This window comes from Rhodothermales bacterium (genome assembly GCA_013002345.1).
Taxonomy (GTDB): domain Bacteria; phylum Bacteroidota; class Rhodothermia; order Rhodothermales; family JABDKH01; genus JABDKH01.
The window spans coordinates 1-17,066 of record JABDKH010000173.1 but is presented as its reverse complement, the minus strand read 5'-3'; the positions used below and the strand labels follow the sequence as shown (position 1 = coordinate 17,066).

Sequence of the window (17,066 nt, the reverse complement as noted above, 5' to 3'; positions counted from 1 at the left end):
AGGGACCGGCCGTGTGGAGTCCACGTGCACAGTGCGACCGCATGTTGTATGCGGCAGCGGTTCGCGAGGAGCTCGAAAACACGCCGGAGCTGTTCATGCGCTCCGACATGGTCACTGACGTCGTCGTGGACGACGGCCGGGTGACTGGCGTGGTCACGCAGCTCGGTCAGACGTTTCATGCCCGGGCCGTCATACTCACCAGCGGGACGTTCATGAACGGTGTGATCCACGTGGGCGAGAAACAGTATGGAGGCGGGCGGATGGGTGAGCGGGCGTCGACCGGGCTGACGGCCTGCCTGGAAGGACTCGGATTTGAGAGCGGTCGCCTGAAGACGGGGACGCCGCCGCGCATTGACGGACGGACAATAGACTATGCCGCTGTTGAAGAGCAGCCGGGTGACGTGGAGGCCAGTCCGTTCTCTTTTATGAGCGATGCGCTGCCCGGGAAGCAGCTGAGTTGCTGGATCACGTATACGAACGGACGTGTGCACGACACGCTCCGAACAGGTTTCGATCGCAGTCCGATGTTCGCCGGCAGAATCAGCGGTACGGGACCGCGTTACTGCCCATCCATAGAGGACAAGATCGATCGGTTCGCGGACAAGGACAGCCATCAGCTGTTCCTGGAGCCGGAGGGCTGGAACACGCACGAGGTGTACGTCAATGGCTTCTCGACGAGTCTGCCGGAGGATGTGCAGTTCGAGGCGCTGCGGAAAGTGCCTGGACTGGAGCGGGTCCATATTCTGCGGCCAGGCTATGCGATCGAATACGACTACTTCCCCCCGCACCAGGTACGGTACTCCTTGGAGACGAAGCGGGTCGGGGGACTCTTCTTTGCCGGGCAGATCAATGGAACGACGGGCTACGAGGAGGCGGCGGCACAGGGTCTGATGGCCGGCGTCAACGCTGTCCAGCAGATCCGGGGAAACGAACCGATCGTTCTGAAACGTTCCGAGGCCTATATCGGCGTCTTGATCGACGATCTGGTCGCGAAGGGGACGGAAGAGCCGTACAGGATGTTTACGTCGCGCGCCGAGCACCGCATGCTGCTGCGGCAGGACAATGCAGACCTGAGGCTTACGGAACCCGGTTTCAGGCTTGGTCTGGCGAAGCGCGACCGCTACGAGCGGATGCTGGCGCGCCGTGCAGCGCTTGAGGCTACTCGCAATGCGGTCGAGACGACGACAGTGCGACCCGAACAGGTCAACGGCTATCTGGAACACGTCGGCACCTCCCCCATCGATTTGCCGCTCAAGCTGCATCGCCTGGCGCTGCGGCCGCAGGTATCGCTTGGCGATCTCCTCGACCACGCCGGAATCACGGGCGACGTGTTGAAGGATGGGCCCGGGATGGCGTCGGTCGTCACCGGGGTCGAAGTCGATCTCAAGTACGCCGGCTATCTGGAGCGCGAGAACGACATGGTCCAGAAGATGTCGCAGCTGGAATCCTGGCCTATTCCCACCGATTTCGACTATGAGACCATCGGCAACATCACGATGGAGGCGCGCGAGAAGCTCACGAAGATCCAGCCAGAGAATCTCGGCCAGGCGTCGAGGGTGAGCGGCGTCAGCCCGGCCGATATTTCGGTGCTGATGGTGTTGCTCAAACGAAACGGCAGTCGGCCGCGCACCGAATCACCGACACCATGACCTCCACACCTCATGCGCGCAGCGAACCGAAAGCCTGGGATCCGCTGGCCGCACTTTCGAGCGACCGGATCGCGTTGCTGAAGGAGTATGATGTGTTGCTCGGTCAGTTCAACCAGCGCGTGAATCTGATCTCGCGTGAGACCGGAAAGGATCGCTGGACCCGACATATCCTTCATTCCCTGTGCTTGGCGTGGAAGCCGTTTCCGCCAGGCGCCCGGGTCGTGGACTGGGGCACAGGCGGCGGCCTTCCGGCAATTCCACTGGCAATCGCGTTCCCCGACGTCCGGTTTCTGGCGGTGGACGCAGTGGGCCGTAAAGTGATGGCTGTTCGCGCGGTCATCCGGCGACTGGAACTCGACAACATTGAGGCGCTGCAATCCCGGGCAGAAGAGTTTGACGAGACGGCTCAGTATTCGGTGTCGAGGGCAACCGCTCCCCTTTCCAATCTCTGGGACTGGCACGTGCGCGTGGCGGACCCGATCGTCGATACGTCTGCGGACTGCTGGGCGCCCGGTCTCGTGTGCCTTAAGGGAGGAGATTTGACAGCGGAGATCGGTGCACTTCAGAATCGACATCCGGGTGTACAGGTTCATTGCATTCCGCTTGCAGACGTCGTGTCGATCCCGGAGTTTGTCGGTAAGGCTATCGTCACTGTCACGGCCTCAGCAGAATGAGTCACAAGGAGCGTCGAAAGAATCGCACGGACCGACTGTTCGAGCTCGTGCTTTTGCTGCAGTCGAAGCCGAACATGACGTCGCGCGACCTCGCCGAGTATTTCGACGTGAGCCGCCGGACGATCTTCCGTGATCTGCGTGTGCTAGGTGAATCAGGCGTCCCGCTGACGTTCGCTGATTCGGGTGGATACGAGATACTGGAAGGATACCAGCTTCCGCCCTTGATGCTTACGGCACGCGAGGCTTCCACCCTTTTGATCGGGATCGAGTTCATGAAACTCCAGTCCGATCTGTCGCTCCGCAAGAACGCCGATCATGTCGAGTTGAAGATCGTCGCCGTGCTGCCTCCGGAGACAAAGCATCATATCGACAATCTGAAAGCGCGGATCGTACTGGATCCGTACTGGCTCAACACGGCAAAGCCCGGTGACGAAGAGGAAGGACGGTGGCACGAGCTGAGTCATGCCGTGACCGATCGGCGCACGGTGTCGATGGAATATTTCGTGCCGAGCCGTGATGAATTGACGCGGCGGACGGTAGATCCACTCGCACTCATCTACTTCACGGACCACTGGAACCTGATCGCGTTTGACCACCTTCGTAAGGAGGTGCGCAACTTTCGTCTCGATCGAATTGAGAGCATGCACGTAGGCAGCATGAAGCGATTCACGCCGCCCGATGATTTTGATTTGCAGACGTACATCCAGGAACTGGGTGCGGCGGAGGAACAGATGGTCGAGATCTTCTTCGACAAGGAGGTGGCCGGTCATGCCAAGCGTACGGTGCCGGCTCGTATCCAGAAGGAGACAGCGAAAGATGGCGGAGTGGTTGTGCGTTTCGGTTTCGAGAACCTGTCGTATCTGGCGCAGTGGCTGCTTCGTTTCGGAGTGCACGCCGAGGCGAGAGCGCCTCAGGAATTGCGGAAGCTGGTGAAGCGCGAAGCCGCGGCGGTTGCAACGCGGTACAAGTAGATATTCGCCATCCGCGGGGTGTTGGGCGCACGAGCGACTACGCGGGTGCTTCCACCTCGGGTGTCGCGACGGTGGCGACGATCCTACCAAGCAGGCCGAGCGCGTTGGCGAGTGCGTCAACGTCCTGAATGATGACCCGCGTCTTACCGCTGGAGGATTCCTTTATTACGTATCGCTGGTCGAGCGCGGCGACTGACTTGAGAAGAGGATGGAAGATGTGCTCGTAGAAGTGGGGATCCGCGTCGGTCGTGGGCAGCGACAGAAACAGCCGGCTGTTCTTGTAGACCACGCGCGGCAACCGAAGTGACTGGCCCAGGTTCTTTAAGTCCATGGCGGCCAAGAGGTTAAGGAGTGCCTGTGGTGGTGCTCCGAAACGATCGCCGAGTTCGTCGCGAATGACCTGCAGCGTCTCGCTATCGCGCGCCTCGCTGATTCGCCGATAGATATTGAGGCGCTCGACATGATTCTCGAGATAATCCGCGGGTATCAGCGCGTCGTCATCGATGTCGACGGCCGTGTCGCCTGTTGGTGGAGGCGGTGCATCGTGAAAGACATCTGCAAATTCCTGTGCGCGTAGCTCCCGCACGGCCTCGTCCAGAATCTTCTGGTAGGTCTCGAATCCGACATCCTCGATGAATCCGCTCTGCTCTGCTCCCAGCATGGTGCCGGCGCCACGAATATCCAGGTCGCGCATGGCGAGATTGAAACCACTCCCCAGATCGCTGAACTCTTCAACCGCCTGCAGTCGCTGTCGCGCTTCCCGTGTGAGTCCATGGATCGACGGCACCAGCAGATAGCAAAACGCTTTGCGATTCGACCTGCCGACGCGCCCGCGCAACTGATGTAGTTCGGCAAGTCCGAATCGATCGGCGCGGTCAATGATCATCGTGTTCGCGTTCGCGATGTCCAGTCCGTTCTCGATGATGTTGGTGCTCACGAGCACGTCGAACTTGCGATTCTTGAAATCCATCATGACGCGCTCGAGTGCGCTCGACTTCATCTGTCCGTGTGCTACCTGGATACGTACACCCGGGAGTAGCGCGCGGAGAGTGGCCGACATCTCGTCGATCGATTGTACGCGATTGTGAATGAAGAAGACCTGGCCTTGTCGACTCAGTTCATACTGGATGGCGTCGCGAATAAGATGCTTGTCAAACGTGTGGATCTCGGTGAGGATGGGCTGGCGATTTGGAGGAGGCGTCGCAATGATGGAAAGATCGCGGGCGCCCATCAACGAGAATTGCAGCGTGCGTGGAATTGGTGTTGCGGTGAGTGTGAGCGTGTCGACTTCCGCACGAAGCGCGCGAAGTTTTTCTTTTGCGGACACGCCGAAGCGCTGCTCCTCATCGATGATCACGAGACCGAGACGCTTGAAGCGTATGTCTTTTGATGTCATGCGGTGCGTGCCGATGACGATGTCCACCTCTCCCCTTTTGATTCCTTCTGCAACCACCTTCTGTTCGTCGCGGGACTGGAAGCGGGATAGCGGTTCGACGCGGACGGGATAGCGACCGAGTCGACCGGCGAACGTCTCAAAGTGTTGTGCAGCTAGGATGGTAGTGGGCACCAGGATCGCGACCTGTTTTCCGTTCTGCACGGCTTTGAATGCAGCGCGAACCGCAACCTCGGTCTTTCCGAATCCGACGTCACCGCAGACGAGGCGGTCCATTGGTGTCGGTTTCTCCATGTCTGCTTTGACCGCGTCGGCTGCGATGGCCTGGTCGGGGGTATCTTCGTATTCGAAGGCCGCCTCCATTTCGCGTTGCCAGATCGTATCGGGTGGATACGCATAGCCGGGGGTCGCCACTCGTTTGGCGTAGATCTTGATCAGGTCGCGCGCGATGTCTTTGACACGCTTCTTGGCGCGGGCTTTCGTTTTTGCCCACTGCCCTGATCCGAGTTTGGTGAGTCGCGGTTGGTGGCCTTCCTTGCCCGTGTACTTGTGCAGCTTGTAGAGGGCGCTGATGTTGACGTACAGCACGTCGTCGTCCCGGTATTCCAGTCGCACGGCTTCCTGGAACTGGTCGCGGACGCGGATCTGCTTGAGCCCGGCGAATCTGCCGATGCCGTAGTCGATGTGCACCACGAAGTCGCCGGGGTTGAGATTCCGAAGTTCTCTCAGGCTGAGGCCGCCCCGTTTCTTGGAGCTCCGACGCGTGGAGGGCCGGTGATAGCGATCGAAGATCTGGTGGTCGGTGTATACGGCCAGGCCGGCGCTGCGGAGTTCGAAGCCTTCGTGGAGCGAGTCGACGCGCAGTTCCAGCGGGAGACTGGCCAATTCGGACTCGAGCAGTTCGTGCAGGCGGCCCTGCTGGCCCGGACTATCACATAGAACGATCGTTCTGATATTGAGGCGGGCCAGGTTGTTAAGCTGGGTCTTTAGAAGATTGATGGTGCTGTTGAACGGAGGCTGGGGCCTGGCCCCGAGGTCGACGGTCCGCATCCGGCTCCCTCCGGACAGCGATCCGAACAGGACCTTGACAGTTCGCGTGAGGGCCGTCGCGAGTTCGTCCGGACGCATGTAGAGAGTTGAGACGTCGGGCAACGTCTCTTCGCTGTCCGCCTCGTGCTCTTCCTTGGCGCGGACGGCGTCGTCGTTGAGCTCGACGATACGATCCAGAACGACCTGCTCGTCGAAGGTGACGAAGATGGTTTCGGAAGGCAGGAAATCGAAGAAGGGCGCATACTTCGCCTCGGGGTCTTCAATGCGTTCGAGATTCGGAACGATGCGCGCCTGGCGAATCTCACTGACCGACCGTTGCGTGTGAATGTCGATTTCACGAATCGAGTCCACCTCGTCGCCGAAGAACTCCAGGCGGATCGGGAAATCGCCCGTGAAGGAATACACGTCGAGGATGCCGCCACGAAGAGCGATCTGTCCGGGCTGCTCAATAAAATCGACGTGTTCGAACTGATGCTTAACGAGGTGTTGCACCAGATCGTCCGGCTTCCAGGTCTCCCCTACCTGCACGCGAATGCTCTCTTTCTGAAGATGATCGCGGTCGGGCACACGCTCAAAGACGGCGTCGGCGCTGGTGATGATCAGGCGCTTCGGGTCATCCAGGAGATGCTGCAGAACGTCGGCACGCGCGATGAGGGCGCCGGCCTCGTGCATCTGCTCGCGGTCGAAGGGCTTGAATCCCGTCGGCGGAAACAGCAGTACTTCGTCGAGTTCGGGATGAACCTGTTCGAGGTCCGAGGCGAGATATGCGGCGGAATCGGAATCAGGCGTGACGCAGACGATTGGCGCCGGGCTCTTCTCGAATAGGATGGAAATCAGGAAGGCCGGGAGCGAACCGGCAGCACCTTTCGCGAAGACGGGATCCGCTTCCGGTGACGTCGCGGAGAGGATCGCCTCGAAGAACGGCCGGGTCGACTCGGCGGCGGCAATCGCATCTCTGATGTTCTTCAGGTGCACGGGTATTGACGTCGGGTTTAGGCGGGTGAACGTTGGACGTCGATTCGCTGTTCGGGCTGACCGGTATGTTTCATGTGAAACACCGGGCGCATTTTTCGTCGGGCCGGACAATGTTCCACGTGAAACATGCCGGGCTCAACGCCCATCCCTGCTCATGTGAGCTCAATTGCGCGCCGGACAAAACCATCCGCCTCATCGAGCCGACGCCCGGCCTCATCGGCATCCACCCCCCGGAGAATCATGACAATGGCGGTCTTGACGTGTCCATCTGCTGCCGACAGCATCCGAGCCGCCTCGTCGTAATCAACACCCGTCACCACCATCAATACCCGCTTCGACCGCTCGACGAGCTTCTGACTCGTCATCTGCAGATCCACCATCATATTCTCGTACACCTTCCCCAGGCGCACCATCGCCGCGGTCGTGATCATATTCAGAACCAGCTTCTGCGCCGTACCGGATTTCATTCGCGTCGATCCCATGATCACCTCAGGTCCCACGAAAGGGCAAATCGCCACATCGACTTCGAGATCGAAATCCGACCGGGGATTGCAGGTGACGTAGAGCGTCTTGCAGCCGATCGACCGCGCGTACGCGACGCCACCCACCACGTACGGTGTACGGCGACTCGCCGCGATCCCGCAGACGACGTCGGGCGGCGCCAGGTTAAGCGCCTTCAGATCGCGCTCCCCGTGCTCGAAAACGTCCTCGGCTCCCTCCTGCGAACGAAAAACCGCCTCCCGGCCCCCCGCAATAATGCCCTGGATGAGCTCGGGCGGCGTCCCAAACGTCGGTGGACACTCGGTGGCATCCAGAATGCCCAGGCGCCCACTCGTGCCCGCACCGACATAAACCAACCGACCGCCGTTTCTGAAAGCGTCGACCACCAGCTCCACCGCCTCCGCGATGTACGGGATCTCGCCCTTCACAGCGGCCGCGACCAGGTGGTCCTCGTCGTTGATGATCTCCAGAATCTCCTGCGTATCGGCGACGTCAATGCGCATCGATTTCGGATTCTGCTTCTCCGTGGTCAGTCGCTTCAGTTCTTCGAATAGTTCGCTCTTTGCCATACGGACCTGGGCTCGGACACTGTAGGAAATGGGGCGCCTGCGAAACGTATCTTGTACACGTCCAGCGGCCTCCCAAGCTACGGCCGCGGGAGACAAATCTCATCCTGCCAAAACGCCTGTCGCCACGTGGTCCTCCGCAAACTCACACTTCGCTCGTTCCGAGCGCACAGCGAGACGGAAGTGGCGTTTGGAGAAAAGGTCAATGCCGTGTGCGGGCCCAACGGCGCCGGCAAGACAAATCTGCTTGAAGCCATCCACTTTGCGTGCCTGTCAAAGAGCTTCCTGGCCACCAACGACGCTTACGCGCTGCGCCGCGGCGACGCCTTCTTCGACATCACGGCAAAGTTCGTGTCCGCCGGCAATTCCGAATCCACCGTCCGTGTGGCGTTCGTACCCGGAGAAGGGAAGAGGGTCACCGTCAACGGCTCACCACTGGAACGCATTGCCGAACTCGTCGGGCGGTTTCCTGTCGTCGTCCTGTCACCCGGCGATCACGACATTACCAGCGGAGCGCCGGACGAACGACGCCGACTCATCGACAATATTCTCAGCCAGGCCCATCCAGTGTACTTCGCCGACCTGATCGCGTACCGCCGGGCCCTGAAGCAGCGCAATGCGCTCCTACGGCAAATCGCCGCTCGTCGAGCCAGCAGCCATGATCAACTAAACGCGTGGACGGATGAGTGCGTCCGCCTTGGAAGTCGAATCGTGCACCGGCGCGACAAGTTCATTCTCGCTTTCTCCGTGTTTCTCGACGACGCCTATCGCACCATCGAGTCCGTTGCGGAGAAACCGGCCATCCGCTACAAGACGCTCGTCGAGCCAGACGAACGGTCCGACGAGGAAAACATCGCCCGACGGTACCGCGAGCGATGCGTCGAAGTGGCAGACCGCGAACGAGAGCAGGGGCGAACCCTGGCCGGACCCCATCGCGACGAGTTCGTCATGACGCTCGACGACCTCGAGGTCCGTCGCTATGCATCGCAGGGACAACACAGAACTTTTGCTCTGGCGCTCAAGCTCGCGCAGTACTTCTACATCCAGGCTTCCCGCGAAGAGCCGCCCGTGTTCCTGCTTGACGACGCGCTCGACAATCTCGATCCAGCGCGGCGCGCGGCGATCCTCACAGTGCTTCAATCCGACACCGTCGGCCAGTCCCTTATCACTGCCGCCGACGTGCACTTCTTTGCACCTGGACTCGACATCATGGGACGGTCAAATCGACTGATCAGAATCGACGCAGGACACGTCGTCGCACCGCTGTGATAGTCCCCGCGGGTATGTACTTTAAGTCTCTGAACACCTCCCTGCAAAGTGATCAAACAGGATGTCTTATCCCGTGAAAACACAATACTTTAGACCACTTCTCCTGGCCGTGATCGTGACGGTCTTTGCATCGGGCTGCGTCGTGCAACGGAATCCGGTTTCGGGCCGAAAGCGCGCATACGGATACACGTGGGAACAGGAGAAGCAGATCGGTTCGGAAGCCGACCCCCAGATCATCGCTCAGTTCGGGCTTTACACCGACGAAGAACTGTCCGCCTACGTGGACCGCATCGGGCAAGCCATCGTCGCGAAAAGTCACCTGCGGCGTGCGGACACACCGCCCGAGTTCGCGGGCCTGGAGTTTCATTTCCGCGTGCTGGACAGTCCCGTGGTAAACGCGTTCGCATTGCCCGGCGGCTACATCTACGTGACGCGCGGTTTGCTGGCGCATGTTCAGAATGAGGCACAGCTTGCCGTGGTGCTCGGCCATGAAGTCGGGCACGTGGCGGGACGCCATTCCTCGAAGCGCGCGCTGCAGGGTCAGCTCGGTCAGATCGGGCTCATCGGTGGGGCGATTCTGGGGCAGGAACTCCTCGGACTACCCGGTCAGGATTTGCTGTCCGCCGGATCGTCAATAGCCCAACTGCTCTTCCTGCGTTACGGTCGCGACGACGAACGCGAGTCCGACCAGTTGGGCGTGGAGTACGCTGCACTCGCCGGATACCGGGCCGAAGAGGGCGCGGGGTTCTTCGTCACGCTGCGGCGACTCGGCGAACAATCCGGCCAGAGTATTCCGTCTTTCATGTCCACGCATCCGGATCCGGGCGAACGCGAAACGTCCATCCGCGAGATGGCCGCGGACTGGTCTGCGCGCACGCCCATGACTCTGATAGAGGAGAGGCCGTACCTCTCGCGCGTGAACGGTATCGTGTACGGCGAGGACCCGCGGCAAGGATACACAGAGAACGGTGTCTTCTATCATCCGCAGCTGCGGTTCAGCTTTCCTGTTCCGGACGGATTTCAAGTCATCAACCAGCCGTCGCAGGTGGCGATGGTAGGGCCGGAAAGCCAGGCGATCATGGTGTTCTCGATCGCTTCCGGACAGACATCCGCCTCGGCGGCAGGCCAGAAGATGGCGAGCCAGGAGGGATTGACAATCCTGGATCGCGGAAGTGCACGCGTCGGCGGGTATCCGGCGTATTACATTGCAGGCGATGCCGTTACGGAGAATCAGACAGTCCGATTTCTGTCGTACTTCATCGAGTACGGTGGAAACGTGTACCAGTTCGTCGGCTACTCGACGTCAGCCAACTTCGGAACGTACCAGCAGCAGTTCACGCGAACCATGACGGGTTTCTCGGCGGTGGGAGATCCGGCCGTACTGAATGTTCAGCCGACGCGCGTCAGCGTGGAAACGGTGCGCAACGGTGGAGTGTTCGGGAACGTCATCGGCACCAGGCTACCAAAGGGTACTACGGTCGAGACACTTGCAATCCTCAACCAGTTGAACGTCGATACGACAATCCCCGCGAACGGCGCCTTGAAGTTTCTCCAGTAGGAGGGAGGTCCGCGTCAATCACCGTCCTCGGCCGGCGGCGGAATGAGCGTAGCTTCACCGCCGACGGACATCTTGCCGTCGAGATACACGTACACCTTCGCACGGATGTGACGCCGCTTCTCGATCTTCTCGGCAATCTTCACCTCCACGGTGATCGTCGAGTCGACCGGCACGGGTCGGAGAAATCGGCAGGAGATCGCGACGGCGATGCTCCCGTGGCCGGGGAAGTCACGCCCGAGCACCTTCGATACAATGCCCATCAGAAATACGCCATGTACGATGGGCTTGCCGAACCTGGTGCCGCTCGCGTACTCCTCGTCAACGTGCAGCGGATTATCATCTCCCGAGATCTCCGCAAACGTGCGGACATCGTCAAATGAAATGTGATGCTCCGCCGTAAAAGACTGACCGACTTCCAGCGATTCGTAGGTGTGCATGAGGATATGAGATAGGAGAGTGACCGGAGCCCGAAGTTACTTCGCTCCGCGCGATAAGTCGAAACGCCGGGTGTCGTCAGTGAACTGGATCGAAGCGGTCGCGTGTTCCTACCTTTGTCAGGCGTCGGAATGAGTCAACCGCAGCACGCGCAAACCCCTGTGTGAATGACACGCCTGGTCGGACCAATGCGAGGGGCGATTCGAGCGATCGTTCGACATGCCGGCCTGGTTGTGCTGGTCGGGCTCGCACTTTCGGTTGCAGCGATGTTCGAGGCGTCGAAGCTTCGTATCGATGCTGACCTGTCGAAACTCGTGCCGAGCCACTATGAAAGTGTCAAGGCACTGGAACGACTTCGCGAAACGGTCGGCGCCGAAAGCGAGGTGTCCGTAGGAATCACAAGTCCTTCGTTTGAGGCCAACGTCGCCTTTGCGGAGGCACTCGTACCGTGTGCGCTTGAGCTGAAAGACGACGAGACCGGCGAAGTGTTTTTGAGTCGCGTGGACTTTCGGCGCGACGTATCGTTTCTCGAAGACAACGCTCTCTACTTCGCGACGGAGGGTGAGCTTGAGCGGTTGCGCGAATATCTCACCGATGAAATCGAGACGGCAAAACTCGAGGCCAACCCGTTCTACTTCGATCTGGACGACGACGAGGACGAGCTGGATGGAGACGAAGCCGATGAACTTCGTGAGCTGTATGACGACGTAATCGGCTCGGAGTATCCCGTCTCCGCAGACAGTACCACGCTCGTGCTGCGGTTCTTTCCGTCGGGCTCTCAAACGGACCTTTCGTTTGTCGGGCGGCTATACGAAGCCGTTGAGTCAGCCATCGAGGACCTCCGTCCGTCGGAGTTTCATGCGGAGATGGAAGTCGTCGCGGCGGGCCGGCTGGAAAGGCAACGCGTTGAAGTGCGCGCGATCACGCGTGACGTGTTGCGCACCATGGGACTCGGAATCACGATCGTCCTGCTGTTCGTGGTCGGCTACTTTGCCTTCAAAGCGTATCGCGCTCGAACACGCGGCCACCTTTCGATGCAGATCCTGCTCATCGAGATCGCCCGCATTCCGCTGATGTCGATTGTGATCGGGCTGCCGCTGATCATGAGTCTTGCGTGGACAGGCGGCGTGGCCTATCTCACCATCGAGACGCTCAATCTCATGACCGCCACGCTCGGCCTCGTGCTGTTCGGCCTGGGCATCGACTACGGCATTCACTTCTTCGCGCGGTACTCGGAAGAGCGGGCGTATGGAAAGTCGATCGGGGAGGCGGCCGAGACGACGTTCATCAGTTCCGGCCAGGCTATCGCAGTGGGTGCACTCACAACCGCCGCCGCGCTTTACGTTCTGATCGCGGCCGACTTCAAGGGATTCAGCGAATTCGGTCTTGTGGCGGGCACCGGGATCCTGTTGTCGCTCGTCTCGATGATGGTCATCATGCCGGCCCTGTTGGTGCTGCTGGAGCGATGGGGCGCTATTGATCTGTCGAGCGAAGCGCCGTCTGTTGTTGAAGGGGCGTTGGGGGAACGCGTGAAAGGGTCGCGGTTCGTCATTGTCGCCAGCACGGTGGCTGTGGCCGCGGCGTTCATCATGCTTCCGGCGCGATTCGAATACGACTTCAGCAAACTCGAACCGGAGTTCCGCGACTACGATGCGCGAAATGCGGTAATCAGTCGCGTGTATCCGCCGGGGGAGAAGCGCAACCCGGCATACATCGTCGCCGAGACGCCGGAAGAAATCCCGCACATCGTGACGGCCCTGCGCGCGCATGCTGAGGCGGACAGCCTGACGCCGACGATCCTGAGCGTTGAGAGTCTGCAGGACCGATTCCCGCTCACGCCGGCGATGCAGCGCCGCAAGCTGGAAAGGATCGCCGAGATTCGACGATTGCTCGACGAACCGTTTCTCGCGCTTGAATCGGAGGCGGATATCGATCGATTGAAACGAGCGGCCGGCACTGAGGCGCCAATCCAGCTCGAGCAAATACCGGAGTTTCTCCGCAAGCAGTTCACCAGCAAGTCGGGCGAGCTTGGCAACTTCGCGGTGGTCTACGCATCGGTCGGGCTGTCGGATGGCCTCAACTCGATGGCATTTTCGGATGATGTCGGGACCGTCACGACCGCGGACGGCGGCGTGTATCACGCGGGCTCGACGTCACTGATTGCGGCGGACATGCTGCGGCTTATGCAGGAGGAGTCGCTGTGGCTCGTGCTGGGCGCCTTCGGCATCGTCGTGCTCTTCATGCGGATGAACTTCACCACCTGGAAGTGGGCCGGCATGGCGACGATCCCGCTGGTGGTCGGTTTTCTGTGGATGATCCTTGTGATGGAGATGCTTGATATCAAGCTGACGTTTTACAATCTGATTGTGCTACCAGCCGTGCTGGGGATCGGGAATGACGCGGGCGTGCACATGATTCACCGGTATCTGGAGGAGGGGAGCGGTTCAATCCGGATTGTGATACGATCGACGGGCGAACACATTGCGATGGGATCACTCACGACGATGATGGGCTTCGCCGGTCCGCTGCTGAGTTTTCACCCGGGCCTGCGGTCGATCGGGCTTCTCGCGGTGATCGGGATCGGCGCGACGCTGGCGTCCGCGCTGATCTTTTTGCCAGCGCTCATTCAGGAACTGGAAGATCGCGGCTGGGGAGCGGCGAGTCGGGCGGTTGTGGCGTCGGGGTCCACGTTGCATGGATTCTCGCCTTCGCAAGAATGAGCCCTTTCCGTCCCGTCATCCCCGACCTGATCGGGGATCCATCCGACCCTATGTCAGGCAGTACCTTGTATGGATTATTCGCTGCGCTCATCAGTCGGCCCTTCGGGCCTCGTGTCCCGCTTGCCCCGCCTACGCAGGGGCGTACGCAAGAATGACATAGTGGACGGACTGACGGCCCCCGACAGCCCTTTCCGTCCCGTCATCCCCGACCCGATCGGGGATCCATCCGACGCTATGCGAGGCAGCACCTTGTATGGATTATTTGCTGCGCTCATCAGTCGGCCCTTCGGGCCTCGTGTCTCGCCTTCCCCCGCCTACGCAGGGGCGTACGCAAGAATGACATAGTGGACGGACTGACGGCCCCCGACAGCCCTTTCCGTCCCGTCATCCCCGACCTGATCGGGGATCCATCCGACGCTATGCGAGGCAGCACCTTGTATGGATTCCCGCGTGTACGGGAATGACTGGCCCCCGGGGTGGATTGCCGCCTTCCAACGCATTCCCTCGCATTCGCAAGGTGGGGCGAAGGGCAGTGCGCAAGAATGACGCGTCAGAACTCGTCACGTCCTGCAAATCGGCCCAACGGTATCGCGAGCGAGGTTCCAGGATCACCGTCTCCTATCCCGTAACCATCGGCCGTTGCCGAATGGCCTGCGGCCGGACAAACGGCGCACTCTTCGAAGGAGCACGCGTCCCGAGTACTTCATCGTAGTACGTCACCATCGTCGCGAGGACCCTGTCCCAGTCGTAGCGCTGGGCTTCCTCGATTGCCGCCTGGCTCATGCCGCCGCGGAGCCTTTCGTCGACGACCAATTTTTCGAGTGCGACGGAGAACGCGTGTTCATCAGCGGGCGGGCAAAGATACCCGGTCGACTGATCGAGGACGAGCGAGGCGGTGCCGGGCGCATCTGCACCTACGACGGGGAGTCCCGACGCCATCGCTTCGAGCGTCACGTTTCCGAATGTCTCGGTCGCACTCGGAAACAGGAACACATCGCTCGATGCATAAGCGGTGGTGAGATCATCCCCCTCCATATGTCCCATAAAAATGACATCCGGCGGCGCCATAGCCTGCAGTTCTTCACGCGCGGGACCACTGCCGATTACGATCGCTCGGTGACGAACGCCACGATCTCTCAACTGGTGAAGCGTACCCGAAAGCACGTCGAGACATTTCTCCCACACCAGTCGACTCACGAACAGCACCACAACCTCGTCATCATCGATCCCGAGATTCCGCCGCCACGCAAGCGATCGATTCTCCGGAGTGAATCGGCGAGTCTCGATGCCGCGAGGCCACAGCCTCATATTGTCAGCAAGGCCATGACTGCGAAGTACATCAGCCATCGATTCCGTCGGGACGTACAGGTGTCGACCCTTGCCGTACGACCACCGGAGGTAACGCCAGATCAGCGGCGTAAACAACTCAAGATGATAGTACTTCAGATAAGAAATGAAGTGCGTGTGGTAGGAAGCGACAATCGGAATATCGCGCTTGAGCGCGTAGAGCAGAGCCGTCAGCCCCAGGTAGTCGGGCGTAGCAATATGAATGAGATCCGGCTCGAACGCGTCCAGCCGTTTGCGTGCGTCGCCTATCAGGCCCTTTGAAACGAAATAGTCCTTCCGAAAAGGGATAGGAAACGAGGGGACCTCGACAAGCGTGCCCTCATGTTCCATGGCCGGCTCACCGTCGCCGGGAGCGAAGACAAGGACCTCGAATCCCTGAGATTCCAGATGTCCCACGAGCCTATTCAGCGTCAGCGAAATGCCGTCAACCACATGGTTGTAAGCGCCGGTGAATATGGCGACACGACGGGGTCGTGACGACCGGCGCGGACGCCTATTCGATAACCGTATGTGCTGGAGGGGCGGCTCCATCGGGTTTCGACAATGATTGGTCAACGGGCGTGGCGAAGGCGGATCAACGTCTTACGATCAGTCGAGTTCGTAATCAAACGCCGGTCAGTTCAAATTAACCGGATACTCAACTACCGATAAGCACCTAAATAACAACGCTTTGAATTGATGATCGCGATCTTATCCCGGATTCGGCACTCGATACTAGGCATAAGTCGCGTGGAATCCATCGGAAGTAACATCGGGGGACCTGATACCAGGAACATCCGCTAGAGCACTTTTCTCAAGAACCGGCCGGTATGACTGTCCGGGTGCTCTGCAATCTCCTCCGGCGTGCCTTCGGCTACGACGAAGCCGCCACGACGCCCGCCCTCGGGCCCGAGATCGATGACTCTGTCCGAACACCGGATCACATCAATGTTGTGCTCGACAATGATCACGGAATTGCCGCTCTCGACCAGCGCATCAAACGCGTCGAGGAGTTTCCGAATATCATCGAAATGCAGCCCTGTCGTCGGCTCGTCGAAAATGTAAAGCGTCTTCTGCTGCCCCGAGCGTCCGAGATGTGATGCAAGCTTGATGCGCTGCGCCTCGCCACCGGATAGCGTATTGGATGGCTGCCCCAGCGTTAGGTAACCGAGCCCGATGTCCTGGAGGACCTTCAGCTTTCTCTCGATGCCTGCATTAGTAGCGAAGAACTCCAGTGCCTCATCGACGGTCAGGCTCAGGACATCGTTGATGTTCTTCCCGTTGTAGTGGATCTCCAACAGATCCTGCTTGTACCGCATGCCCTTGCAGGCTTCGCATTCGAGATAGAGGTCGGCGAGGAACTGCATCTCAATCTTGTTGACGCCTTCGCCCTGACACGTCTCACATCTTCCGCCCGGGACGTTGAAGGAAAACGAGCCGGGTCGGTACCCGCGAATTCGCGACTGGTACGTGCCGGCAAACAACTCCCGGATGGCGCTGAATGCCTTGATGTACGTGATGGGATTGGACCGGGGCGTCCGTCCGATCGGGCTCTGGTCGACCATCTCGACATGATCGATGAGCATGTGCCCACGAATGGCGCTGTGCGCTCCCACGCGGGATGCCGGATCTCCGCCGCCCTTCAGCCTAAGCAGACCGCGGTACAACGTGTCATTTACCAGCGTCGACTTTCCGGAGCCGCTGACGCCCGTGACGCACAGCGTCATCCCCAGCGGAAATGTCACATCGAGCCGCTTCAGATTGTGCTCTCTCGCGTTCTCCAACCGCAGACAGTGCTTCTCCACAACGGGCCGTCGCACGGGCGGCGTCGGTATCGATTTGCGGCCACTGAGATATGCACCAGTCAGCGAGTCTTTGCGTTTGACGAGTTACTTGTACGGCCCTGTGTAGATGATCTCGCCGCCGTTACGTCCCGATCCCGGCCCGACGTCAACGATCACGTCGGCCCTGCGCATCAT

Annotated in this window: 11 protein-coding genes; 6 read left to right on the top strand and 5 right to left on the bottom strand. The window is 59.9% G+C overall.

Translation table 11 applies throughout. From position 1 onward, the window contains the following. The 3 genes from mnmG to HKN37_08765 all read left to right on the top strand — a co-directional run. On the top strand, positions 1-1,649 hold a 1,649-nt coding region (gene mnmG / locus HKN37_08775; protein ID NNE46740.1), incomplete at its 5' end, for a tRNA uridine-5-carboxymethylaminomethyl(34) synthesis enzyme MnmG. Next, on the top strand, positions 1,646-2,323 hold the full coding sequence (rsmG, locus tag HKN37_08770; protein NNE46739.1) for a 16S rRNA (guanine(527)-N(7))-methyltransferase RsmG: 678 nt from the start codon (positions 1,646-1,648) through the stop codon (positions 2,321-2,323). The genes mnmG and rsmG, both read left to right, overlap by 4 nt. Continuing rightward, positions 2,320-3,294 carry a YafY family transcriptional regulator gene (locus tag HKN37_08765; GenBank protein NNE46738.1) on the top strand — a complete coding sequence of 325 codons (975 nt, stop codon included), beginning with the start codon at positions 2,320-2,322 and terminating at the stop codon, positions 3,292-3,294. Before rsmG ends, HKN37_08765 begins: the two co-directional genes overlap by 4 nt. A gap of 37 nt (positions 3,295-3,331) precedes the next feature. On the opposite strand, the gene mfd is transcribed toward HKN37_08765, so the two are convergent. Beyond that, positions 3,332-6,706: a transcription-repair coupling factor gene (gene mfd, locus HKN37_08760; protein NNE46737.1), complete on the bottom strand. Its 3,375-nt coding sequence runs from the start codon at positions 6,704-6,706 to the stop codon at positions 3,332-3,334. Between the two features lie 158 nt (positions 6,707-6,864). Continuing rightward, positions 6,865-7,782, bottom strand: a complete 918-nt coding sequence (gene murQ / locus HKN37_08755; GenBank protein ID NNE46736.1) for an N-acetylmuramic acid 6-phosphate etherase — start codon at positions 7,780-7,782, stop codon at positions 6,865-6,867. A 126-nt stretch (positions 7,783-7,908) separates the two neighbouring features. Between murQ and recF the strand changes: the two genes are divergently transcribed. Both recF and HKN37_08745 read left to right on the top strand, forming a co-directional pair. After that, on the top strand, positions 7,909-9,048 hold the full coding sequence (gene recF / locus HKN37_08750; protein NNE46735.1) for a DNA replication and repair protein RecF: 1,140 nt from the start codon (positions 7,909-7,911) through the stop codon (positions 9,046-9,048). 61 nt (positions 9,049-9,109) lie between these two features. Next, positions 9,110-10,606: a M48 family metalloprotease gene (locus tag HKN37_08745; GenBank protein ID NNE46734.1), complete on the top strand. Its 1,497-nt coding sequence runs from the start codon at positions 9,110-9,112 to the stop codon at positions 10,604-10,606. A 14-nt stretch (positions 10,607-10,620) separates the two neighbouring features. On the opposite strand, the gene HKN37_08740 is transcribed toward HKN37_08745, so the two are convergent. Beyond that, positions 10,621-11,043, bottom strand: a complete 423-nt coding sequence (locus HKN37_08740) for a MaoC family dehydratase (GenBank protein NNE46733.1) — start codon at positions 11,041-11,043, stop codon at positions 10,621-10,623. A gap of 165 nt (positions 11,044-11,208) precedes the next feature. Between HKN37_08740 and HKN37_08735 the strand changes: the two genes are divergently transcribed. Further along, positions 11,209-13,761 (top strand): MMPL family transporter, encoded by a 2,553-nt coding sequence (locus tag HKN37_08735; GenBank protein NNE46732.1) that lies wholly within the window; start codon positions 11,209-11,211, stop codon positions 13,759-13,761. 618 nt (positions 13,762-14,379) lie between these two features. On the opposite strand, the gene HKN37_08730 is transcribed toward HKN37_08735, so the two are convergent. Beyond that, a complete protein-coding gene (locus HKN37_08730) occupies positions 14,380-15,639 on the bottom strand; it encodes a glycosyltransferase family 1 protein (protein ID NNE46731.1) in 1,260 nt (419 codons plus the stop codon). A gap of 248 nt (positions 15,640-15,887) precedes the next feature. Further along, complete coding sequence (locus HKN37_08725) at positions 15,888-16,907, bottom strand: hypothetical protein (GenBank protein NNE46730.1); 1,020 nt, start codon at positions 16,905-16,907, stop codon at positions 15,888-15,890. Positions 16,908-17,066 lie beyond the last annotated feature (159 nt).